Raw genomic sequence first — 23,251 nt, 5'->3', positions numbered from 1 at the left:
TGCCAAAACGAACGCCTCCTTTCTTTTAGAAAGAAAATCTATTTCAACAAGATTTTCCTTCGGAATTTTTGGAGAAGAAACATGTCATATTCACTAATTCTATTTACAATTTTATAATAGGATTGGGCAAGTTCTTCTTCCCCCCTGAGGGAGTAAATCTCGGCAAGTATATAAATATATGCCAAGCTCTGTGGCTTGAGCTGATGTGCCCTTTTGAGCTCCTTTTCCGCGTTTTCTAATTCTCCCAGTGAGGCATATGCAACCCCTAACCAAGCATGGTAAAAATCATCAAGGGGGTCGAGTTCAACCGCCTTCTTTAAATGATATAGGACCCCATCCATATAACCCATTTCCCATAAAACTTCCCCAAGAGCGAAATGATGATAAGGTTCGTTAGGTTGTTCTTTAACTACTTCCTTTAAGAGAAGGGAGGATTCCATGAATTTACCCATATCCCTCAATAAGAGAGCCAACCGAAACTTATAAAAAATGTTGGGAGAAAGCTTTATCGCATAACGGTAGAATTTATCAGCTTCCTGCCACTTCCCCACGAAGCGAAAGAATTCCGCTAAACTGAAATAAACCTCCGCTGAGGAAGGGTCAAGCTCAGCAGCTTCCTCATATTTCTGCAAGGCTTTGGATACAAATTGGCCTAGTAGGGCTAAATCGCCCCTGTTTATAAGGCGAAGGAGCTCTTTTTTGTTTATTTTCCTCATTAAATTATAGTTTACCACCTTTTCTCCCTGCTGTCCAAAATTATCGTAACAGGTCCGTTATTAACGAGATTTATTAACATTTTCCTACCAAAGATTCCCGTTTTAGTTGGGATGTAATTTTGGAATAAGGAGACAGCGAGAGCGAAAAGACACTCCGCTTCCTCGGGAGGGGCTGCCATTGTGAAATCGGGACGCCTCCCTCGTCTCGTTGAGGCGAGGAGTGTGAATTGGGAAACGAGAAGCACCTCCCCTCCAATATCTCTGACGGAAAGATTCATTTTCCCACTTTCATCTTCAAAAATGCGAAGATTTACTATTTTATCCACCACATATTCAGCATCCTTCTCGCTGTCTCCCTTCTCTACTCCGAGGAGAACCAACAACCCCTTCCCTATGGAGGAAACTAACTCTCCCTCAACGAAAACGCTCGCTGAATCAACCCGTTGAATCACTGCTCTCATCGGTTTCTCGCTTTTTTCATTGTCCCTATACGATATACATCCATAACATCGCTCAATTTGCTTATCTTCTCCAAAACTTTATTTAGATGTTGGATATCGTGTATATCTATGAGAGCGTTTATCGTAGCGGTTCTATCACTCCTCGTTTTTACTTTTAAGGAACTTATATTCACTCCCTCGCTGCTTATGATCGCGCTTATATCGGATAGCAATCCGATTCTATCAATTGCCTCTATTTGAATCGCTACAGGTATCGCCTTCTCCGACCTTCCCCATTGAAGTTTCACCAATCTCTCCCTCTCGGAAGAAGGTAGGTTTTCCATATTTGGGCAATCAGCGCGATGGACAACTATTCCCTTTCCTCTTGTGATGAATCCTACAACCTCCTCTCCCGGCAAGGGGAAGCAGCATCTCGCCCTCTTTATCATTATCCCATCAACTCCCACCTCTGGGAGACTAACGCTTACTTGCGGTCTCTCGGATATCGTGGGAGTGGGAGGAGGATATTTTTTCTTTATTTTTTCTATAACCTGGGAAACGGAGGAGGAACCATAGCCTAAAGAAGCTAAAAGGTCATTGGAAGAAGCAAAGCCCAGTCGGGGAGCCATCTCCTCCAATTCCTTCTCCCAAGAGAATTCAGGTGGTAAATAACCCAATTCTGAAAGCTCATTCAAAAGGAGTGCTTTCCCTTTTTCTATCAATTCTTCCTTATGTCTTTGGCGGAAATATCGCTTTATACAGCTTTTAGCATGAGGAGTTTTAACGAATCTCAGCCATTCCAAAGAAGGATGGGCGGAGGATTTTGTGAGGATTTCCACTTTATCTCCTGTTTGGAGGATATAATCCAAGGGAACGATTTTCCCATTGACCTTTGCGCCCACACATTTATTTCCGATTTCCGAGTGGATCAGATAGGCGAAGTCAACTGGCGTGGAGCCAACAGGAAGGTCGAACACATCACCTTTAGGTGAGAAGACGAAGACCCTGTCGGCAAATAGGTCCTCAATAACGGAACGGAAAAATTCAGCGGGGTCCCCATAATCGGTTTGCCACTTGAAAATCTGGTTTCTGAGTTGGCGAATTCGCTCTAGGAAATATTTGTCGTCCTTGGCATCTTCTTTATAGTGCCAATGAGCGGCTAAACCGAACTCTGCTTCCCTATGCATATCCCAAGTCCTAATCTGCACCTCTAAAGGTTTTCCCCTCGGACCTATTACTTTGGTATGTAGGGAGCGATAACCATTTGGCTTGGGAGAGGCAATGAAATCCGTGAACATCCCGGGGATAGGCGTCCAGGTGTCGTGGACAATGCTTAGGGCAATGTAGCATTGCTCCTTAGTATAGACTATCACTCTTAAAGCTACCAAATCATAGACTTCTTCCAAGGAGATGTTGTCCCTTTTGAGTTTATTATAAATGCTCCAAAGATGCTTTGCTCTCCCATAGACTGTAGCATCTATGTTCTCCTTCGCCAGTTTTTCCCTTAATATCCTGGCTGCCTCCTCTACTTCAGCCTCTCTATTTCTCCTGATCTTCTCCAAATTTCTTTTTAAATCCTCAAATTCCTTCGGGTAAAGGTATTGGAAGGCTAAGTCCTCAAGCCTCCATTTGAATTCCCAAATTCCTAACCTGTTGGCAAGGGGAGCGAATATCTGCATCGTTTCCAAAGCCATTTTCTTCCTTCTCCCCTCAGGCAAGGCATAAAGGGTTTGCATATTATGTAATCTATCAGCAAGCTTTATGAATATCACCCTTATATCCTTCGCCATCGCCAATAGCAACTTTCTGATATTCTCCGCTTGTTCTCTTTCCTCCTTAAAATACTCCCGCTCCGTGTGGGAAAGCTTCGTCACTCCATCCACTAACTCAGCTACATCTTCACCGAAATTTGATTTTATGAAAGGTAGGTCTATATTCTTTCCATCTTCAAGAACATCGTGGAGGAGTCCACCTATTACCACTTCCTCATCCATCCCCAAGTCGGCAAGAATCAATGCAACATTTAAAGGATGGAAGATATAAGGCTCTCCTGATTCCCTTTTTTCGCCAAGATGGGCAAAATAAGCGGTCTCCGCGGCGAGGTGTATGCGTCCTTCATCCACTCTGCCGCGCTTCTGCCTCATCTTGGCAATCAATTGTCTTACCAAACAAAGGAATTGTTCAGTCATATATAAATTCCTCTCCCCAAAGTAAAAGCTGAGATAGATAGGGAGCTCTTTCCTCCTTCACAACACTTACCCCTTTCCTTATCCACCCTTTCAATATTAAAAGCGGCTGAGCAAGTTGCCTATCGTAATCAAGGGCATATATTATTGAACACTCCTCAGGAATATCTTCGGTAAGCTTCGCTGGGCTGAGACAATTGAGTTCCCTTCCTCTCTGTCTGACTAAGAGAGAGACATACCTTCCATTGGAGAAGGGACTCAAGCGTTTTGCCTCCACATTTTCGCTTAAGAAGAGGGGTTGAGGATTATCTATACCGTAGGGAGCAAAAAGTGAAACCTCTTTTGCTAATCTTTCCGTTATCTCGCTGAATTGAAGGACACACTCCACCTCTTGTTTTACAACGAGGTCCTCATAGCTCAGATATTTCTTCGCTATCTCGTTTATTTTCTCCTTGAATTCCTTATATTTACTCGCTTCCATTTCCAATCCAACGGCTGCGTTATGCCCACCAAAATTTCTGAGGAGGTGTGATACCTCTTCCAAAGCTTTATAGAGGTTAAATGTGGGGATGCTCCTTCCTGACCCTTTTATCACATCGCCATATTGAGATAGGACAAATGCTGGTCTCTGATACATCTCCACTAATCTTGAAGCAACTAATCCTAAAAGTCCTCTATTCCAATTATTCCCCTTAATAACTATAACGAAGTCCTTATCAAGCTCCAATTTCCCCAAATCGTCCTCTATTTCCATTAATATTTCTATCTCAAGAGAGCGTCTCTTTCTGTTTAACTCCTCAAGTTCTTGACAAATAGCCTCCCTTTGTTCCTCCTTATTTACAACCAGCAACTCAAGAGCTTTGAGTGGGCTTTTTATTCTTCCCGGAGCGTTGAGCCTGGGAGCCAAAATGAAGCTTACCTTTTGCGAGTCAACATAGCCATTTAAACGAGCTGTTTTCTTTAAGGTAGCAAGACCATCCGTCGGCTCCCTTCCCAATTTCTCCAACCCGAACTTAACCAGAACCCTGTTCTCTCCCAAGAGGGAGGAAAGGTCTGCTATCGTCCCCAAAGCAACGAGGTCAAGTTTATCGTAAACCAGCCTTTCGTCCCGAGAGAAAGATTTACACAATGCCTGCCCTAATTTAAAAGCAACGCCAACCCCCGCTAACTCCTTATAAGGATATGAATGTGAAGCTTTGGGGTTTATCGTCGCCAAAGCGGGTGGGTTTTGTCCCATCTCATGGTGGTCGGTTATAATGACATCTATTCCGCTATTATTTAATCTCTCAACCTGAGTATGAGATGAACTCCCGCAATCAACCGTTAGAAAGACGCCCACTTTCAGTTCCACAGCTTTCCTCACCGCATAATTTGATATTCCGTGCCCCTCTCTATGCCTATCGGGAATATGACAGTAGACCTTCCCCCCGAGCTTGGTGAGCGTCTTCGCTAGGAAAGCGGTAGCGCAAATGCCATCAACATCGAAATCCCCTTGGAGAAAGATTGGCTCTTTTTTCTTTATTGCTGTCTTTATCCTGAAAACAGCCAATTCCATCCCTTCAAGGAGAAAGGGGTCATGGAGATTGTGGAGAGAAGGGAAAAGAAATTCCCTGCCATCTTCTTCATTTTCTATCTTTCTATTGAGAAGAAGGGAAGCAGTTATTGGTGAAATGGATAACCTTTTCGCTAATTCCTTAGCCTTTTCCGCTTCCTGATTTCCCTTAATCCAAATTTCTCTATGCATTTCTCTCGTCCGGCTCCATATGAATGACGACAATTGCGGAGGGGAATAATGCCTTTATATCCTCCTCCAGATGCTCGGAGAGATTATGGGCTTCCTCCAGGGAAACGCCATTTGGGAATTGAATGTGCATATCCATTTGCAACTCGCTGCCAGCTTTCCTTATCCTCAGTTTATGGAAACCAGTTAGCTGAGGATAGTGTTCCATAATAAGTTGTTCTACTTTTTCTTCCACTCCCGGTGGGGCTTTGTCAACTATTTGATGGACAGCATTCCTTAAAAGAGTTATTGAAGTTTTTAGATACATAAAGCCTATTATTATAGCAATTATAGGGTCTATTATATGTATGTGCGTCAAACGGATTATGAAAAGACCTAAAATTATGCCAAAATCGTTATAAAAATCTAACTTATAATGTTGAGCAGCTGAGATGAGCGATAAGGAGTCGGCTTTCCTGCCTAATCTTGAAAGATAACGAGATAAGAGGATTTTTATTAGGGAGTTGAGGAGCATAACCCCAATCCCTAATTCTGCTAACTTGACCACTTCCTTATTAATTATCCTTTTGGCTCCCTCAATGAAGATTATCATTGCAAACGAGAAGATGACCGTTCCTTCTACTAATGAGCCAAGGATGTCGTATTTCCCATGTCCGAAATGGTGGTCCTCATCGGGAGGGCGAGTTACTTGCTTGAGGGAGAGTAGGGTTATAAAAGAAGACAAACTCTCCGTGAAGGAATCCATAGCGTCTGATAGAACGCTGAGCGATGAGATGAGGAGTCCAACTGTTCCTTTGAGCGCCAGGAGAAAAAGATTCGCTACAAGCGCAATTCCCGCCGCCCTCGGTAATTCCTTTCTCTCTGAGAGCATAACCTATCTTCTCTTTTTCTTTTTCTTCTTTTTGACTCTCTTGCTTATATTCCCTACCGATTTGGGGGTAGGGACATAAACTGGTGTAGGAGGAGTAGTCGTGCGACCGGCATCGTCAGCAGTGGCGACGGTGGGAATAGGGAGAGGTTCCGCTCGCTCTTTCCTTTCGCGTCTCGTCCAGAGGTAAACTATTTGGGCGGCGTTGAAGATACTGGAGTAAGTTCCCGTTATAGTTCCAATGATTAAGGCGCCTATAAAGTGTCTTATCGTCTCTCCGCCGAAGAAGAAGAGGGCAAATAATACGAGTAGAACGGTTAAAGAGGTATTAATGGACCTTACCAATGTCTGATTGATGCTTGCATCAACGACCTCGCCAAAAGTTTCCCCTCTTCTTCTGAGTCGCCAGTTCTCCCTGATTCTATCAAAAATAACTATCGTGTCGTGGACGGAAAAACCAATCATTGTGAGGACAGCGGTCACGAAGAGGGAATCTATTTCCACGCCGAAGAGCTTGCCTAAAATGGCGAAAGACCCGAACATTACCGCAACATCGTGCAGAGTAGCGATGACGGCAGCTGCCCCATATTTCAACTCATTGAAGCGGAAAGATAGATAAAGGAGAATCAATATTGAAGCGAGGATAACCCCCATCAAAGCTTTTTGCGTCAACTCTCTACTAATGGTTGGACCGATGCTATCCACGCTTAGCTCCTCAAATTTCCCGAACTTTTCCCCGAGGAGGCTTTCCACTTTCTTCCTTGCCTCAAGCGAGGCTTCCTTCATACGAATGTAAAGTTGTTTATTATCCCTGCTCGTTTGGACGAAGGCGTCGGAGAAGCCCGCTTTAGCGAGAAGATTCCTCACTTCGGGAAGTGAAACGGGCTTCTCAAATTTCAATGTGATAATCATTCCTCCCGTAAAGTCTATGCCCTTCTTAAGCCCTCTAATAGGAGGTGCATAGAAGATTATGCCGGGGATAATGATCGCGAGGCTGATGGCGAACCAAATCTTCCAGTGCTTTACGAATTTGAAATTTACCCCTTTGGTCCAGGAAAAGACCCCGTATAAGCGAGGATTTCGGGCAAAGGGGAAGAGGCTTTCCACGACAATCAACAAGGTCCTGCTGACGGTTATGGCTGTGAACATAGAGAGAATCGTTCCTATTCCCAAGATAAGGGCAAAACCCTTTATCGGCCCCGTGCCGATTGTATAAAGGACAATGGCGGAGATGATTGTCGTGGTATTGCAGTCAAATATCGCCGTGAAGGCGCGATGGAAACCTGCATCAATAGCCGCCCTTAGCGTTTTTCCTGCCCTTAGCTCCTCCTTTAGTCTCTCGAATATGAGGATGTTAGCATCCACAGCCATACCTATGGTTATGATTAGGGCGGCGATACCCGGGAGGGTAAGGGTTACGGGGATAGCCTTGAAGATGGCGAGCATAAAGAGTGTATAAAGGAGAAGGGCGATATCGGCGATTAGACCGGGAAGGAGGTAATAGCCGAGCATAAAGAGCATAACCAGGACAAGCCCCCAAATTCCCGCGCGTAGGCTTTTCTCAAGGGAATCCTGCCCGAGGGTGGGTCCAACTTTCTCAACGGAGGCGATTTCCAAAGGAACGGGAAGAGCGCCTGCATTTATCAAATCCGCTAGCTGCTGAGCTTCCCTTAGGTCCTTGAAACCTCCCTCAATCTGAACCCCCTCAGTGTATATGTGAGTTCTAATTTTAGGCGCGCTTATTATCTTGTTGTCCAAAACGATGGCTAAGTAATCGCCGACATGGCCTGCTGTGAAAGCCGCGAATTTCTTTTGCCCCTCAGGGTTAAGAGAAAAAGTAACTATTGGCTGGTTTGTAGGACCTGGCTCTGCCCTCGCCCTCCTCTTGGGGTTTAAGTCGTTTCCCGTGAGTATAACGGGAGCGTTCTCAAGAACCTTTTCGTGGGGAACCTCCTTTCCCTCAATATCATAGAATATAATCTCTTCTTTCCCCTCGGGTCCTTCATTGACCACCATTTTATATGAAGCTGCGGGATTATTATCGCTTTGGACATCCTTCAGGTAGCGAAACTCCACCATAGCGGTGGATTTCAGCATTGCCAAGGCTTCCTCTTCCCTCTCAATTGCGGGCAGTTCAACGACTATCTGGTTTGTTCCCTTAGCTTGAATTAACGGTTCAGCCACCCCTAAAGCATCAACACGCCGCCTAATGATATCCATCAGAGCTGTTTGATGCTCTTTGGTTATGCGGGGAATTTCCTTTGTTGGCTTGGCTTCCAGAACAAGCCTTATGCCCCCAGCGAGGTCAAGACCCCGTTTAAAGGGCTTCTTGTAGATAACATAGCCAGATGCGGCAACCAAAACAAAAATCAGGATGAGCAAATGCTTCGTCTTCATCTCTTTCCTCCTTGTTAATGGATTATAAATCTTCTATCCTATGATGTCAAATTAGTGTATAATCTTAAAAAATAAGTTTCCCAAAAGAGACCCTTGGAGGTGAAAGCTATGTTGAAGACGAATGTAGAAAAGCTTATTGAAACATCTGTGCGCGGGGAGGTTATTCAACCTCGTGTCTGGCTTCCCCAGATAAGCCACAAGGGCGAACCGCTATTCCTTCCATCAACGGGAGGTATAACTTATAATGTGAAGATTGGTGATAGCGCTTTCGGCTGGGCTGGCGACCACATAGAGCCCGGGGTTACCATAAGGGCAAAGGATGAAGGGGAAAACGCAGCCCTAAATGTTCTCGCTTGTATCGGGAATGTCGCAAAGGTTGTAAGTGGGGATGCAAAAGGGGAATGCGGTTTCGTCACGGGAAAACATGGCGGAGCTGAGCATGTCCTCGTTTACTTTCCTAGGGAAGTTTTGGAAAAGCTCAATATAGGGGACCAAATATTGGTGATGGCGAAAGGGCAAGGCTTGAAAATCATCGGTTGGGAGGATGTCTTCATTTGCAATATAGACCCAGGTCTATTGGAGAAGCTCAACATTGAGGAAAAGGATGGGAAGCTGCTGGTTCCCGTAGTGGCTGAGGTTCCCGCCCATTTGATGGGTTCAGGTATAGGCTCAACACAGGTGATAAGGGGCGATTACGACATTATGACCGCTGATGCGAAGGAACTTGAAGCATATGGACTACAGAACCTCCGATTAGGGGATTTCGTCCTCTTGCGTGATTGCGATAACACATATGGAAGAGGTTTTCTCAAAGGGGCAGTTTCCATTGGAGTAGTCATTCACAGCGATTGCGTATGGACGGGACACGGACCGGGCGTCACGGTGATAATGTCCAGCAAAGAAGGCAGAATAGAGGGAAGAATAGATAAGAACGCCAATTTGGCGAACTATCTAAACATCATTTAAAATAACGCTTCAGACCGATAACCTTCCCTATTATCCTAAACCCTTTCTCTTTTATATTTACAACAATGGGAGGATAGGCAGGGTTTAGGCTTTCAAGTATTATTTGGGCATCCTGTTTAATAACTTTTTTAACTGTTGTTTCAAATCCGCCATCCGTTTCCAGGGAGACAACAGCAATTGAGCCGCTTTCGACATCGTCTTGTTGCCTGACGATTATGAAATCTCCATGCATAATTAGGGGATACATACTATCCCCAGTGGCTCGTAAGGAGAAGGTTGCTCCCGGATATTCATCCTCGTGAATTATGATATAACCAAGTAGTTCTTCCAAAGCCTCGTAAGGCTTTCCACAGGGGACCTCGGCGATGACTTTAAGCAGCCTTCCTCCCGAGGGCAAGGGTGGGATAGCTGATTCCTTTGATGTGTAGCCGAGGCGCAGCAAGAGGGGCGTGGGGTCAACGCCGAGCTGGTTGGCGATGCTTTCTAAAAAGGGGACGACATCAATCCCTAAGGCGGAAGCAATGGCTTCAAGCGTGGCTCGGCGAGGAAATGTGAATCCTCTTTCCAGTCGGGATAGGACGCTTTCCGAGATACCGGAAAGATAAGAGAGTTCCCTTAGGCGCATACCTTTTGCTTCCCTAAGGGCGCGCAGTTGAGCTCCCAATGTCCTTTTTAATCTCCCTGTCAAATCTCTCATTTTCATTTCATCTTAATCCGGGAAGGTGGGTCTATAAGCCAGGTTCTGTTCCAGCCTTACGGCTGGCGACGACCATTTATCTTTGCGACCTACCCGAGGAGTCAGCGAGCAGCTTCCCTCTCCTCCTATTTGGTCTTGCTCCGGACGGGGTTTGCCTGGCCGGAAGGTCACCCTTCCGCCGGTGGGCTCTTACCCCACCTTTTCACCCTTGCCTCTGCTCCCTTAAAGGGAGCGGTGGGCGGTATGTTTTCTGCGGCACTTTCCATAGCTTACGCTATCTGGAGTTGCCTCCAGCGTCCTGCTCTACGGAGCCTGGACTTTCCTCGCCTTTCGGCGCGGTCGTCCGACCCACCTTCCCTATTTATATATTATAGCGTTCAATTTCCTTTTTTCCAAAAAACTTGGCTATTCCTCTTCCTCCTCTTCGTCTATATCTATGTCTTCAAATTCCTCCTCTTCCTCCTCTACCTCCTCCCAATCAACTTCAAACTCTCCTATCGTCGCCCTTATCTTATCCATAAGCTCCTCAAGTTCTGTGTCGCTCAATATGTTCTCCGCCACCAGTTCCTCATACAAAACATCCTCCACTACATCAAGGGCGTGTTCCACCCCCTCGGCAAAACCTTCATCGTAGAGGTCTCTGTCTTCTTTTTCCATAGCTAATTTTTGCACCTCCTATTGCCTTAATTTGCATTGTGATTATAATATTTATGCCTTTCTTTAATAAGTCAAGTATCAAATTTAATAATGAAGATGAAAATTCTAAAAAGCAAATTGTTTTTATTTGTAGTTGTTCTGGCTTCTCTCTCTTTTGCCTCTACGGAAAGGAGGACGACCCTAATGGAACTGCTTGAAAGGTTCAATAATCCGCCTATGGATGCCCGTATACTCAAAATAGTTCATAGCCTCCCCGATACCCCCGAAGCACAGGATTCGCTTTTCAGCGGGCTTTTGTCTCAAGGATTCGGCGGGGTGGTTTGCAATGTCTCATTTGCCGATTACCTTGAGAGCGAGGAGAAATGGGCTGCCTTTGTGCGGGGCGTTAAGAAGGCTAAAGAGTTGGGAATGGCGCTTTGGCTTTATGACGAGAAAGGCTATCCCTCAGGCACTGCTGGAGGATTGACCTTAAAAGACCATCCTGAATGGGAAGCGAGGGGTCTACTTTGCGCTGAGGGGGAAACATCAGAAGAAGGCGTCGTTCTTGAAGCGCCGCCGGGAAAGCTTCTCGGTGCTTGGGCTTTCCCCAAAAGGAAAGACGGAATTGACCTTAAAGGAAGGATAGACCTGACCGATAAAGTAAAGGATGGAAAGCTCTCCTGGAAACCCGAAAAAGGAGATTGGCATGTTATCATTCTCAGTGAAAATCGTCTCTACGATAAAACCCACGCTGCCATCAGCCTGGGCGATAGGCTCCCCTATATCAACCTCCTTATGCCGGAGCCCACAAGAAGATTCATTGAATTGACACACGAAAGGTATGCTAAACACCTTGGCGATGATTTGGGGAAATATTTCATCGCAACATTTACCGATGAGCCATCTCTTATGAGCTACTTCTTCCTTCCCGCTTCTTATAGCCCCTTACCATGGGCACCGAATTTGCCGAATGAATTCAGAAAAAGAAGGGGATATGAGATTGAGCCCTTTTTGCCGCTCCTTTTCCTGGATGGCAAAGAAGCAGGTAAGGTGAGGTATGACTTTTGGCAAACGGTTGGCGAATTGGTTGCGGAGAATTTCTTTGGACAGATCAGGGACTGGTGCAGAAGACACAACATCGCCTCAGGTGGTCATCTTTTGATGGAGGAAAGCCTAACAGCCCATGTCTCCTTCTATGGGAATTTCTTCCTCTGCCTTAAATATCTTGATGCACCAAGCATTGATTGTTTGACCAGCATTCCAAGCGAGGTGCCGTGGCGAATTGCCCGTTTCATAGGAAGCGTCAGGGATTTGAACAAAAACATCTATACGATGTGTGAAACTTCTGATTTCATCCAGGTTTATCGTCCCGAGGGAGATAAACGCCCAGTAAGGGTGGTTACTGAAGAGGAAATAAGGGGCACTTGCAATCGCTTGATTCACGGAGGAGTTAATACGATAACGAGCTATTATACTTTCCAAAAACTATCAACAGAACAGCTGCAAAGATTGAACCTCTGGGTTGGGAGGTGCGCCGGGATGATGAGGGGAGGTCAGCAGGTAACCGATATAGCGGTTCTCTATCCGGTTGAAAGCTTGTGGGTTCATTTTCGCCCGGCGAAACGGGGAGCCACGGATTCTCCATCAGCCCTTAGAATTGAGGAAATTTTCAATCAAGTTTCCGATGTTCTTTATAATTCAAATAGAGATTTCCTTTACATTGATACCCCAACCCTGCTTAATGCTACACTCAATAAGGGTTCCCTCGTCTTTAACGGTCTTAGCTGGAGGATTTTAATCCTCCCTTGCGTTGATACATTGCCATTAGACGCTTGGAGAAAAATTGAAAGCTTTTGGAGAGAGGGCGGGGTAGTTATAGCTATTGGGGCTCTACCAACAAACAGCGAAAGAGAATTCCCCTCTTACTATGTAAAGAGAATCGCAAACTCGTTATTCGCTAACGGCGAGAAAGTGAGCATAAAAAGGAACGAGAAGGGAGGGGTAGCTGTTTATCTTCCCGTAGGTTCAGCTTCAATTCTTCCCACAATTCTGGATAAGATAATTGAGCAAGATGTTAAGATAAAAGAGGAATCGTCGCCTCTACGCATAACTCATAGGAAAATTGAGGGATGGGACATCTATTTCATCATCAACGATAGCGATAAGGCTTGTAAAAACTCGTTATCGTTTAGGGGAAAGGGAGAGGGCAAGCTACTTGACCCTATGGACGGAAGCACAAAAACAATAGAGAAAGTGGAGTGGGTGGAGATTGAGTTCGCACCTTATGATGCTAAAATCGTTGTTTTCCCCGAGGTTGAAAAAACCAAAAGACTCCAACCCACTGAAAACGAAAGGGCTTTGCTGAACATCAAAAAGCTTCAACACGCTGGACAGCTCTTGGGCAAAGGGGAGTTCGTTCAAGGTGGGTTTGAGAGAGCGAAAGTAAGCGGGCAGGATGGTTTTAAGACGAAGGCAAGGCTCTCAAGGAGCAATGTGGATTGCTTCCTTTTCCTTTCTTTTATCTATTCGGGTGAAGTAGACCTCAGCAAAGCGAGTCATTTATATTTCCAAATCTCGATACCCAAGGAGCAAAAATCACCGGCCCATATGTTTGTCATACTTAGAGATATGGAGGGCAACGAATCAATAGCAAACACGGGAATTCTCCTTTCAGATGGCGGTGAAAGGGAACTATTCGTCCCCTTATCAGGTTTCTCCCCTACACCTTGGGGAAAGGGAAAGCCCGCGGATTTGACAAAAATCTCAACGATAAGCATTGGATGGGGCGGGTACTATGGGGAAGAGGGAGAGGAACTACAATTTTCCACTACGCCACCTCAAATCCTAATGAAACCCTGATTTTTCACTTTTTGACCACTGGTAAAAGAATATGCGAAGGATAATTAGGACCGATGTAGATTGTATTATGGGCTATTCTTGCTGTGGACTCGTCAGGTATTAGTTTTCCAGTGTTGGGGTTTGGTTGCCAACCGGGAGAGCTGCTGGAGGTTATGTGAAGGCGAATACGATGTCCCTTGTTGAAGATTATGCTCGTAGACCAAAGGTCTATCTCAAAGCGATAGATTTTGCCCGGTTTGAGCCATTTCGGTTGGCTGAACGATTCTCTAAGGCAAGCCCTAATTATTCCCTCGCAGATGTTGTATGAGCGTCCATCAGGGTAAACATCGCACAATCTCGCTACGAAATCCGTATCTGGACAATCGCTTGATGCCCAAATTATCGCTCGCACCCTACCCGTTATCTCAAGAGGCTGGGATAGAGGTTCGCTCGTGAAGACCAGAACATCGGAGCGTTCTTCAATTTTCCTCTGGTCCATAGGACCTGCGGGAATGGTCAATTGATATCCACCTATCGTTGGTACGGGGTTCTTGGGGTCGTAAGTATAGCTAAATTTGCTTTCGGATTTAGGCTTATTCCAAGAAAGCTTTTTATCTGGATGAAGATAAAGAGGGGTGAATTTAGCCTTAACGGGCGGCCAGGAGTTAGCTGTTCGCCATTCGTTTCCTGGCGCTTTGGGGTCGCTTACATCCCCCATTACATAATAGGTTACCGCCGGCTCCTTATCCACCCCGTTATCTATTCCCTTCAAATAGCGGTCAAACCATTTCCAGGCATCGTGACAGGTGGTAGGTGGGTTTTTCGCGTTAGGGAAAGTGAGTTCTCCCGCTTTTTCCATAAAAACACCATGGGTCCAGGGACCCATTATGAGTTTCTGCTTACCCCTGGCCTGCGGTCCTCCCTTGGTTTGATAACCGAGGAAGGCGTTTATCGTCCCTTGGGCGAATATATCATACCAACCCCCGATATGGACTGCGGGAGAATTTACATTTTGGTACTTATCGCTTATGTCCATTGACTTCCAATAGCTATCGTATAGAGGATGCTTCAAGACTATGTCGCAAGCGAGGGGGCTGAATTTAGTTATCCTAACCCAATCGCCGAAAAGCGCCTTTCGGAACTCGCCTCCGGTGAATACCGCATCGTGATAGAGGCTGGGAGCGCCAACAGTTATGTGTTGGGCAACGATATTTTTCGCCCCCGTTCCCGCCAATAGAAGCTGAGTTATCCCCAATGCCGAGCCTCCCCAAGTGCCTATCTTTCCGTTGCACCATTCCTGCTTTAGAATCCACTGAACTGTGTCATAGCCATCTTTAGCATCGCTCTCAAAGGGGAGGTTCGCCCCTTCGGAGGCATATCTCCCTCTTGTGTCCTGAATAACAACTGCGTAACCACGCTTTTTCCCTTCCATACCTATGCCCGATAGAGCGTTTTTATCGTAGGGGGTGCGAATGAGGATTACGGGGAAGGGTCCCTTTCCCCCGGGAAGGTAGACATCAGTAGCCAGCCTGACCCCATCCCTCATAGCAACCATATAGGTCTGCTTTTCAACCGCTGGTTGGGCGAGGAGAATGATAGCGCTTAAGACGAGAAATAATCCCAGTTGAATAGAGACTATGAATTTTAAAATCTTTCTTTGCTCTCTCATGATTTCCCTCCTTGTGTTAATCATAAAGTGATGTTAGAATTTTGGTCAAGGAAAATGAGGGTTTATAAAAAGCTTTATTTTCTTTTGTTTATATTCATCCAAATCGCTTTGTCCCACAAAGGAGGGTTCGCTATGGACAAGGAAAGCTTGGAGCAGGAAATAAGGAAAATCACAAATGTCTTCGTTTCCTCATTTACAGGCGAGAAGGTCTTTCCACCTCCCTTGGAATTGAAGCTCATAAGGCAGGATTTCGCTCTCCTCCGGTTTGGGGAATCCTGCATGAATACGCCGTTGAGAATCGGTTCAAAATCGTTCAAAAATGGATTGGGAACTCACGCCAACAGCGAAATTCTGGTTAAGCTTCCGGAGGGAGCGAGCAAGTTTAAAGCATTTGTTGGTATTGATAATAACTTTGATACGCAGGGGTTCAGAGGGAGCGTTGTATTCAGCGTGGAGGTGGATGGAAAGGAGCTCGCTAAAACACCCGTTTTAAAGGGAGGAGATGAACCTTATAAAATTGAAATCGCAATCCCAGAGGGAGCAAAAGAACTGACTTTGAAAGTTGACACGACACCTGATGGACCCGGCTGGGACCAATCGGATTGGGCTGACGCTCAAATCATTATGAAGGATGGTAAAATCATTTTCCTTGATGAGGGACAGAACGACCTACTGCTTTTGGACAGAGTGAATCCTCCATTCCATTTCGTCTACAATGGTGTTCCCTCCGAGCTTCTTCTAAGAGATTGGGAAAAAGAAATCCTTGAAAGCGAAGAAAAAGACAAGAGAATATACAAAGTGTCATGGCTTGACCATCAGACCAATCTGCTTGTGGAAGCGGATGTAAAGATATATAAAGATTTCCCCGCAGTTGAATGGGTGCTTTATTTTGAGAACAGGGGAAACGAACCCACCCCTATCATTGAGAACATCCAAGCTTTAGATATTGATTTAGCGACGGGAAATATGTATAGGGAGGGAATTCTTCATCAACTCCACGGCGATTCCTGCGATGAAAACACATTTTTGCCGATTGATACTCCCGTTAAGGTGGGAGATAGCTTGAAGATTGCTCCCACCGGTGGGAGACCTTCCTCAATTAGCGGCTTCCCTTTTATGAATTTCCAATACTGTGATAAGGGGGTAATCTTGGGGATTGGCTGGACAGGGCAATGGGCTGTTTCCCTTGAGAGACCTAAGACATCCACTTGTGAGACACATATCCAAGCGGGAATGGAATTTACCCACTTAAAGCTCTTGCCAGGAGAGAGGATAAGAACGCCCCGCATTCTCCTCATGAGTTGGCGAGGGGATAGATGGGAAGGGCATAATCTCTTCAGGAGATTGCTGATTGCTCATTATATCCCCAAATTCAATGGTAAGCCGGCGGAACTCCCAATCGCTCTTGAAACATTTGGCCGCTACAATTTCACCCTGCCACGATGGGCGACTGAGGAGGGACAATTGGAAGGGGTTGAGGCCGCTCATAAAATGGGGTGCGATACATATTGGTTTGATGCTGGCTGGTTCGTGGGGGATTTTCCGAATGGAGTGGGCAATTGGTTCCCTAAGCCGGAAGCTTTCCCGAATGGCTTGAAGCCGATAAGCGATAAGTGTCATAAGTTGGGAATGAAATTCATCCTGTGGGTTGAGCCGGAAAGGGTAGCGCAAGGAACCCAGATTGCCCGTGAACATCCTGAATGGGTTTTTGGTGGGGAAAGGGGTGGATTATTCAAGTTGAACGAGCCCGAGGCTCGCAGATGGCTCACGGAGCTTCTCTCCAAGATAATAGAGGAGTTCGGGTTGGATATATATCGCAACGATTTCAATATTGACCCGCTTCCCTACTGGCGAGCGAACGATGAACCTGACCGCCAAGGGATAACGGAGATAAGATATGTTGAGGGTTTATATGAGATGTGGGATGAGCTTTTAGCAAGACATCCCGGTTTGATGATTGACAACTGCGCCAGCGGAGGAAGGAGGATAGATTTGGAGACTATAATGCGTTCCGTTCCCCTTTGGCGCAGCGATACAGGCTGTTTCCCCGGTCATCCCGAATGGAATCAAAACCAGAGCATGGGCTTGGCTCAATATATTCCCCTCTTCACGGTGGGAATATGGTCGCCCGAGCCGTACGAGTTCAGGAGCGGTCAAACAGCGGGAGCGATATGCGAGCTCCCGTACCTTGATAAGAATTTCCCCTGGGAATTGGCAAGAAAGGCTATAAACGAGGCTAAAGAAAACAGAAAGTATTGGATTGGCGATTTCTACCCATTAACCCCAATCAGCAAATCCCTTGAACAAATTACAGCCTATCAGTTTCATCGCTCGGATCTGAAGGAGGGGATAATTTACGCCTTCCGCCGTCCCGAATGCGAATATCTCGGCATCTTGGTTGCACCAAGGGGGTTATCTCCGAATGAAACATACGAGTTGGAGTTCATAGATGATTCATTCAAGAAGAAGAAAATGGTCGTGTCTGGTGAGAAGCTTTTGAAGGACGGACTGGAGATTCGCCTTCCGGAGAAGAGGAGTAGCTTGCTCATTCGCTACAAGGCAAGATAAACTCCCTTCAGCGCCTGCCATATTTTCTCACGAGCTCAAAATAGTAAAGGGCATTCTCAATTGGGACATTTGAGGGGATATGATTGCCCACAGCCATTATGAAGCCTGGGCAATGCTTCGCCTTCTCTATGCATCTCTTCACTTCTTTCTCTATGTCCTCCTTCGTGCCAAAGGTCAATATTCTGCAATCGGCGTTTCCTACTATGATGTGGGTTTTCCCATAGCGCTCAACGATGTAATCCAAATTGGTGAGAGGCTCAAAGATGAAGCCATCAGCACCAGCTTCCGCCAAATCGTCAACGAATTCCGTGAAATCGCCATCTGAACAAAATAGAACCTTTATTCCCTTTTCCTTCAGGGGTTCCCAGAGCTTTTTATAGCGTGGGAAGATGTACTTCCTATACCAACTCGGTTGGATGAAAGCTCCTTCCGTCCAAACCATATCATCGTGACAAATGAAAACCTTTATATCCGTCTTTGCCCAAGCCTTGGTATTAGCAAGCGTGAGTTCATAAAATCCCTCCAGCACATATTCGCCAAATCTAACGGGGTCGGTGCCTAACGCCAAGAGGAACATCTCCCAGCCGAAGGATTGGATGCATCCCGAGACGAGTGTTTTGTAATAGCCACCAGGAAAGACGAGGCTGGGATAAGACTTCTGCCCCTCCTCATAGATTTTCTGGAAGAATTTCGCCCTCTCATCTATATCGGGCAAACCATATTCTTCAGCCGCGTAAAAGGAGAGAACCTCCTCCGGCGTCTTAAATGGACAATAAATAGAATCATTATAATCTATTCCTCCCTCCATATAGACCGCGTGCCCCATGCTTGTTACCCTCCCCACTGCTCCCCAGTCAACTGGTCCGTCGTGAGAGAACCAGAGGATGTCGTATTCCGCCCATTCGTAAAAGAGCTTCCAAGCCTTGTAGCTCTCCTCTGGGTTAGGACTGAGGGGGTCATATCCCGTCACATAACGAACCAAGGCTGTGTGGTCGCAATATTCAGTGCGACCAACTCTTTCCGTCCATTCCAAATTCAAAATCTTCATTCCAATCTCATAAGACATATAATAGTTGCCTCCTTGGAAAATTTTTCTTAAATTATAATGCCGATATGAGAAGAACAATATATATTTTGCCTATTTTAATTTTGTCTCTTTTGATTCCCCCTTCATATCCAAGGGATTTTGAGATAAGGGGAATCTGGATGCAGGCTACGCAAATCAAAGACGAAAGAACGGCTGAATTGATAGTGGAGAGAATCGCTTCAGCGAAGCTAAACGCGGTTTTCGTTTTGGTTTTCTATTGGGGAGGCAAAAGTTTCTTCAAAACGGAGCTTGCTCCTTTAGCTTATGACCCAGCAAATGATAGCGATTTATTCTCTTATTTCATAGAGCAATGTCATAGGAGGGGGATAAAGGTATTTGCGAGGTTCTCAAATGGTTTGGTAGGAGGGAAAGCAGGTGAGGGAATTTTAGCGCAAAATCCTCAATGGCAGATTGAAAATAAAGAGGGGGTGAGGTCAAGATGGTTTGATTTGGGAAAGAGGGAGGTTAGGGATTTTCAGCTCGGGCTTATCTCCGAACTGTTGAACAAATATCCCGTTGATGGAGTTCAGTTAGATTACATCAGATTTCCCTCTCGGGATTACTGCTATTGCGAGGAATGTAGGGATTTTTTCAAAAAGCTTTACAATCTTGACCCCCTCTCCTTGCCCTACGCCCTCCCGACTAGATTTTTGGTAACTTCAACCCCTTTGACTCATCTCTGTGGGGCGAAGCTGTTGGCGAGACTAGATAACGGCGTTCCAGGGATAACCATAAGGGAATATGGCGATGGATTTCTGCTTCTTTTAAATTGGCAAATTGATAATAACTCTGTTCAACTTTTCCTTGATATCCTCAGAAGGGCTGTGGAGGGGAAGAAAATCGTCATCCTCTCGCCAAGAGCGGAGGTCGGCTACGATGAGCATGGATACGGGTTGATTCTTCAAATATTGAGAAGAGCGAATTTGAAGTGGGAAATGGTGAAAGAGGTCTCTGAATGTAATCCGAAAGAAACTCTCCTTTTATTTCCCGCTTTAAAAAGATTGAGGGGAACCCTATGTGATGATATAGGAAAATTCCTGAACACGGGTGGGAGAGCGATAGTAAGCTTGAGCAAGGAGGGAATAGAGGGGAAAGAATGTAATGAGCTCCTTGGGGTATGTGGAAAGGGGAGGAAGCTCAAAGGGAATCATATTCTTATCCCTCTTCAAGAGCATCCATTAATTCCCGTGTTGCAGGGTGGGGAAGGTGAGAGGAGGGAGATATGGGGGAAATGGGTTGATTTTAGAAAAGAGCTAATAACCTCTTTCGTGAAGGAGGTCTACCAATTAACAAAGCGAATGTCTAACGCCCTTCTTTTAAGCGCTGCTGTGTTTTATAATAAAGCTAGCGCGGAGAGGGTCTTGCAGGATTGGTATGGATGGCTTGATATGGGAATAGTTGACTTCGTTGCCCCGATGGCCTATGTGGATGATGCCCGATTGCTTTCCGCCCTGAAGGAATGGAAGCAAGCAGACCCGAATTTGGAGAAAATAATACCCGGGTTGAGCATTTACGAGATGAGGAATGGCAGAGAAGTAGCGAAGGATTATAGGAAAGTCGTTAAACAGATAGAGCTTATAAGAAAAGAAGGGGCGAGAGGGTTTATCCTCTTCTCTCTGCCATTTTTGACCGATGATTTAGTCAAGTATCTATCCAGCTTATAAGAGGATTTGGGGCCTCTCCTCGGGAGGTTTGAGCTCATCGCTGCATTCCCTGACCCTTCCATTTTCCATAACGATGTAATAGTGAAAGAGGTTTGGGTTGAGGAGCGGGGTATGGCTTATGACGAAGATTTGGTCGAATCTCTCCGCGATTTCACCCTCGGTTATAACCCTGATAAGCGCTTCCTTTCTTTGCTCATCAAACGAGGAGAGGGGCTCATCAAGGAAGAGGAAGGAAGGAGCTGCTCCCCTCTCTTGGGGCAGAGAGGCGAGAGCGAAGGAGAGGCGGAGGGCGAGGGACATCTGGTCTCTCGTTCCCCCACTGAAGATGTTCTTTTCCTTCCAATCGCCTGCCCTCTCATCGTAGACTTTGATTCTGAAGGTATCGGGGTCTAAGTCAACCTGCCTATACCTATCATTGGTTATAAGGGGAAGCAATCGCCACATGTGGTCTATAGTGCGGGGAAGGATTCTCTGGGTTATGTTTCTGCGCGCGGTCTCTAAAATCCTCACGCTGAGCTCCCTCACTTTGTGCTCCCTCCTCAATCTCTCGCATTCCCTCTGGCATTCCTCAAGCGGGGGGATTTCTCCAATTATCAATTCCCTTAGGGATTTCCTCTCGTTTTCCAGTCGCTGGTAATATGCTTTCTTTTCTACCAAAGAGTTATTAAGTTCTTCAAGAGAGGGAAGCTCAGGAGGAAATTCGCCTCCTAACTCCTTAAGTATCTCCTCTGCATTTCTCTCCAATTCAACTGCTTTTTCCCTTAAGGACTTCACCTTCTGCTCCTGCCCGGCAAGACGAGATATCGCCAATTGAAGGTTTTCCTCCGGTCTCTCCCTTTCCATTTTATCCAGTTCCCGCTTCAATCTTCTACTCAGCTCCTCCCAGCTTTCAAGAGCATAGATATCTTTAACATCTTCATTGAAGGGAAGGGCGCTTTCCTCTATTTTCTTTTTGATTTGTTGCGTTTCCTTTTCCAGTTCCTCCCTCTTGCCCTTCAATTCCGCTTCGCTATTAATGAATTGCTCAAGATTTCTTATCTCGCTATCCAGCTTCCCCAACTCCCTTGTCAGCTCGGTTTCATCAATAGACAACTCGTATTCCTCAGCTAATTGTTTATTTTTGCTCCCTCTTTCCTCCAATAATTTCTTTATCCTATCGGATTTTTGAATAAGATGCTCTGGCTGAAGGCTTTGCCAGGAGGGAGGAAGCTGACTTAACTGTTCATTCGCTTGTTTCCTTAGATTTTCTATGTTATTTTCCGCTCTGATAATCTCCCTTCTAATTGACTCTTTGCTCCTTTCAAGCAACTCCTCTTCCCTTTTCTCTTTATCTAAAGCATTTTCTCCCCATTGGACATCATAAGCGGGCGTTAAACCCACTTCGTGAAGTTGCTTCTCCAATTCTTTTAGGTCAAATTCCTCCCTATCCCCTAGTTCCCCTTCTATTTTAGCAACCCTTATTAAAATCTTGCCTCGTTTTGTGAATGCTAGAAGGGCGCAGATGAAGGGAATCAGGGAAATAGCAGCGAGAATTTTTAGCGGAGTAAGTAAAAGAAATAGAAGCAGACCGCAACAAATAATACCCGCTAAGCCGATATTTCTAAAAAATTGTGCGCTTTCCTTCAGCTTGTTCTTTTCCTCAACTTTCTCTTTATTGATTACTCTTTCTCTCCATTTTTCTAACAGCTCTATTTTCTTCTTTTTATTTCCTATCTCTTTCTCCTTTTCCTCTAAATCCAATTCCAAGATTTCCTTCCTGCTCATCTCTTGGTTAAGCTGGCGCTGCAAACCCAACAAATTCTCTATTTTATCCATTAGTTGGGAGAGATTGGTTAATTTCTTCAAAATATGAAGCAAAATTCCCGCCTTCTTTCTTCTTTTCCGAAGCTCCGGCAATTCCTCTTTTGCCCTTGCAACCTCTTTAAGCTGGGAGGACAAACTGATGAGGGCGCTCTCCTTTTCCATCAACAGGCGGATTAAAGAGCGTATCCCTTCCACCTTGTGTTCCTTTTCCCTTGTCTCCTTGAGCTCCTTTGCTCTTTCCTGCCACTTGTTCCTCTCCTCCCTTAGCTTCGGTATCTCCTTCTCTGCCTCTTCCGCCTCTTTTTTATTCCTCTCCGCCTCGCTCAACAGTTGCTTTACATTCCAGAACTTCAACAACCACTCTATATGGGCTATTTCCTTTTCAACTTCGGGAATTTCCTTCTCTATCTCTGCAAACCTTCTCTTCCTTTCCCAATCCTCCAGGTTTCTCTCGTCTTCCCTTGTTACCTTTAACTCCTCTTCTATCGCCTGCATCCTATCAAGATTGAGAAGTTTCATCACTGCGCTTTCCCGCGCCGACTTATCCATTCCTTCCAATTTCTCCAGCGCCTTCTGTTCCACGAAACAGGAGTTCAAAAGAGTATCAGCGTCAAGATGTAGTTCCTCTTGAATTCTCCTGTTGACCTCCCTCGCAGTGGTTATTACTTCACTTCCTATGCGGAGCCTCGCTACATTTGTTTTCCCTCTCCTTATCCTTCTCTCTATTCCCAGGATTTCATTGCCTATTTCCATTTCCAAATAGACAAGAGCCTCCTGCAGTCCATAGCCGATGAGGTCCTCCGAGCTCCTTGCTTGTAATGGTCTACCGAAAAGGCTGAAAAAGACAGCCTCAAAAAGCGAGCTTTTCCCAGCCTCATTGCTTCCCTGTATGAGAAATGTTCCCTTTGAGGGGAAGAAGAGATTTATCCCTCTCAAATGTTTAAACCCTTCCGCCATTAACCGTCTCAATCTCAT

Annotated in this window: 15 protein-coding genes and 1 other RNA gene; 4 read left to right on the top strand and 12 right to left on the bottom strand. The window is 45.6% G+C overall.

Features of this window, described 5'->3' with window-relative positions; all coding sequences use genetic code 11:
* Positions 1-38: 38 nt before the first annotated feature.
* The 6 genes from H5T88_02145 to secD are packed head-to-tail and all read right to left on the bottom strand — an operon-like array spanning position 39 to position 8,348.
* On the bottom strand, positions 39-716 hold the full coding sequence (locus H5T88_02145; protein ID MBC7329139.1) for a tetratricopeptide repeat protein: 678 nt from the start codon (positions 714-716) through the stop codon (positions 39-41).
* An 11-nt stretch (positions 717-727) separates the two neighbouring features.
* A complete protein-coding gene (locus tag H5T88_02140; GenBank protein ID MBC7329138.1) occupies positions 728-1,177 on the bottom strand; it encodes a D-tyrosyl-tRNA(Tyr) deacylase in 450 nt (149 codons plus the stop codon).
* The gene (locus tag H5T88_02135) at positions 1,174-3,345 is read right to left on the bottom strand and encodes a bifunctional (p)ppGpp synthetase/guanosine-3',5'-bis(diphosphate) 3'-pyrophosphohydrolase (protein MBC7329137.1); all 2,172 of its coding nucleotides are present in this window, start codon (positions 3,343-3,345) and stop codon (positions 1,174-1,176) included. Before H5T88_02135 ends, H5T88_02140 begins: the two co-directional genes overlap by 4 nt.
* Positions 3,338-5,086, bottom strand: coding sequence for a single-stranded-DNA-specific exonuclease RecJ (recJ, locus tag H5T88_02130; GenBank protein MBC7329136.1), 1,749 nt, complete (start codon positions 5,084-5,086; stop codon positions 3,338-3,340). Before recJ ends, H5T88_02135 begins: the two co-directional genes overlap by 8 nt.
* Positions 5,079-5,954, bottom strand: coding sequence for a cation transporter (locus H5T88_02125; GenBank protein ID MBC7329135.1), 876 nt, complete (start codon positions 5,952-5,954; stop codon positions 5,079-5,081). The genes recJ and H5T88_02125 overlap by 8 nt, the downstream gene beginning before the upstream one ends.
* A 3-nt stretch (positions 5,955-5,957) precedes the next feature.
* Positions 5,958-8,348 carry a protein translocase subunit SecD gene (gene secD, locus H5T88_02120; protein MBC7329134.1) on the bottom strand — a complete coding sequence of 797 codons (2,391 nt, stop codon included), beginning with the start codon at positions 8,346-8,348 and terminating at the stop codon, positions 5,958-5,960.
* A gap of 108 nt (positions 8,349-8,456) precedes the next feature.
* Here secD and H5T88_02115 point away from each other — a divergent pair, with 108 nt between their 5' ends.
* Positions 8,457-9,314 carry a DUF4438 domain-containing protein gene (locus tag H5T88_02115; GenBank protein ID MBC7329133.1) on the top strand — a complete coding sequence of 286 codons (858 nt, stop codon included), beginning with the start codon at positions 8,457-8,459 and terminating at the stop codon, positions 9,312-9,314.
* Here H5T88_02115 and H5T88_02110 read toward each other — a convergent pair.
* The 3 genes from H5T88_02110 to H5T88_02100 all read right to left on the bottom strand — a co-directional run bounded on the left by H5T88_02110 (position 9,307) and on the right by H5T88_02100 (position 10,668).
* Positions 9,307-10,011: a helix-turn-helix domain-containing protein gene (locus H5T88_02110; GenBank protein ID MBC7329132.1), complete on the bottom strand. Its 705-nt coding sequence runs from the start codon at positions 10,009-10,011 to the stop codon at positions 9,307-9,309. The genes H5T88_02115 and H5T88_02110 overlap by 8 nt on opposite strands.
* Positions 10,012-10,029: 18 nt before the next feature.
* An RNA gene (gene rnpB, locus H5T88_02105) (RNase P RNA component class A) lies at positions 10,030-10,366 on the bottom strand.
* Between the two features lie 50 nt (positions 10,367-10,416).
* Positions 10,417-10,668, bottom strand: coding sequence for a hypothetical protein (locus H5T88_02100; protein ID MBC7329131.1), 252 nt, complete (start codon positions 10,666-10,668; stop codon positions 10,417-10,419).
* Between the two features lie 183 nt (positions 10,669-10,851).
* On the opposite strand from H5T88_02100, the gene H5T88_02095 reads away from it, so the two are divergent.
* Positions 10,852-13,506, top strand: coding sequence for a hypothetical protein (locus H5T88_02095; GenBank protein ID MBC7329130.1), 2,655 nt, complete (start codon positions 10,852-10,854; stop codon positions 13,504-13,506).
* 4 nt (positions 13,507-13,510) lie between these two features.
* Here H5T88_02095 and H5T88_02090 read toward each other — a convergent pair whose 3' ends face one another.
* Positions 13,511-15,154: a CocE/NonD family hydrolase gene (locus H5T88_02090; GenBank protein ID MBC7329129.1), complete on the bottom strand. Its 1,644-nt coding sequence runs from the start codon at positions 15,152-15,154 to the stop codon at positions 13,511-13,513.
* 132 nt (positions 15,155-15,286) lie between these two features.
* Here H5T88_02090 and H5T88_02085 point away from each other — a divergent pair, with 132 nt between their 5' ends.
* A complete protein-coding gene (locus tag H5T88_02085) occupies positions 15,287-17,722 on the top strand; it encodes an alpha-galactosidase (GenBank protein MBC7329128.1) in 2,436 nt (811 codons plus the stop codon).
* 7 nt (positions 17,723-17,729) lie between these two features.
* Here H5T88_02085 and H5T88_02080 read toward each other — a convergent pair whose 3' ends face one another.
* Complete coding sequence (locus tag H5T88_02080) at positions 17,730-18,788, bottom strand: hypothetical protein (protein MBC7329127.1); 1,059 nt, start codon at positions 18,786-18,788, stop codon at positions 17,730-17,732.
* 47 nt (positions 18,789-18,835) lie between these two features.
* Between H5T88_02080 and H5T88_02075 the strand changes: the two genes are divergently transcribed.
* Positions 18,836-20,473: a family 10 glycosylhydrolase gene (locus H5T88_02075; GenBank protein MBC7329126.1), complete on the top strand. Its 1,638-nt coding sequence runs from the start codon at positions 18,836-18,838 to the stop codon at positions 20,471-20,473.
* On the opposite strand, the gene H5T88_02070 is transcribed toward H5T88_02075, so the two are convergent.
* On the bottom strand, positions 20,468-23,251 hold the full coding sequence (locus H5T88_02070; protein MBC7329125.1) for an SMC family ATPase: 2,784 nt from the start codon (positions 23,249-23,251) through the stop codon (positions 20,468-20,470). The two genes, H5T88_02075 and H5T88_02070, sit on opposite strands and share 6 nt — an antisense overlap.

The sequence above is a fragment of the bacterium genome, from assembly GCA_014360495.1.
Taxonomy (GTDB): domain Bacteria; phylum Armatimonadota; class JACIXR01; order JACIXR01; family JACIXR01; genus JACIXR01.
This window is presented reverse-complemented; position numbering and strand designations above follow the sequence as displayed.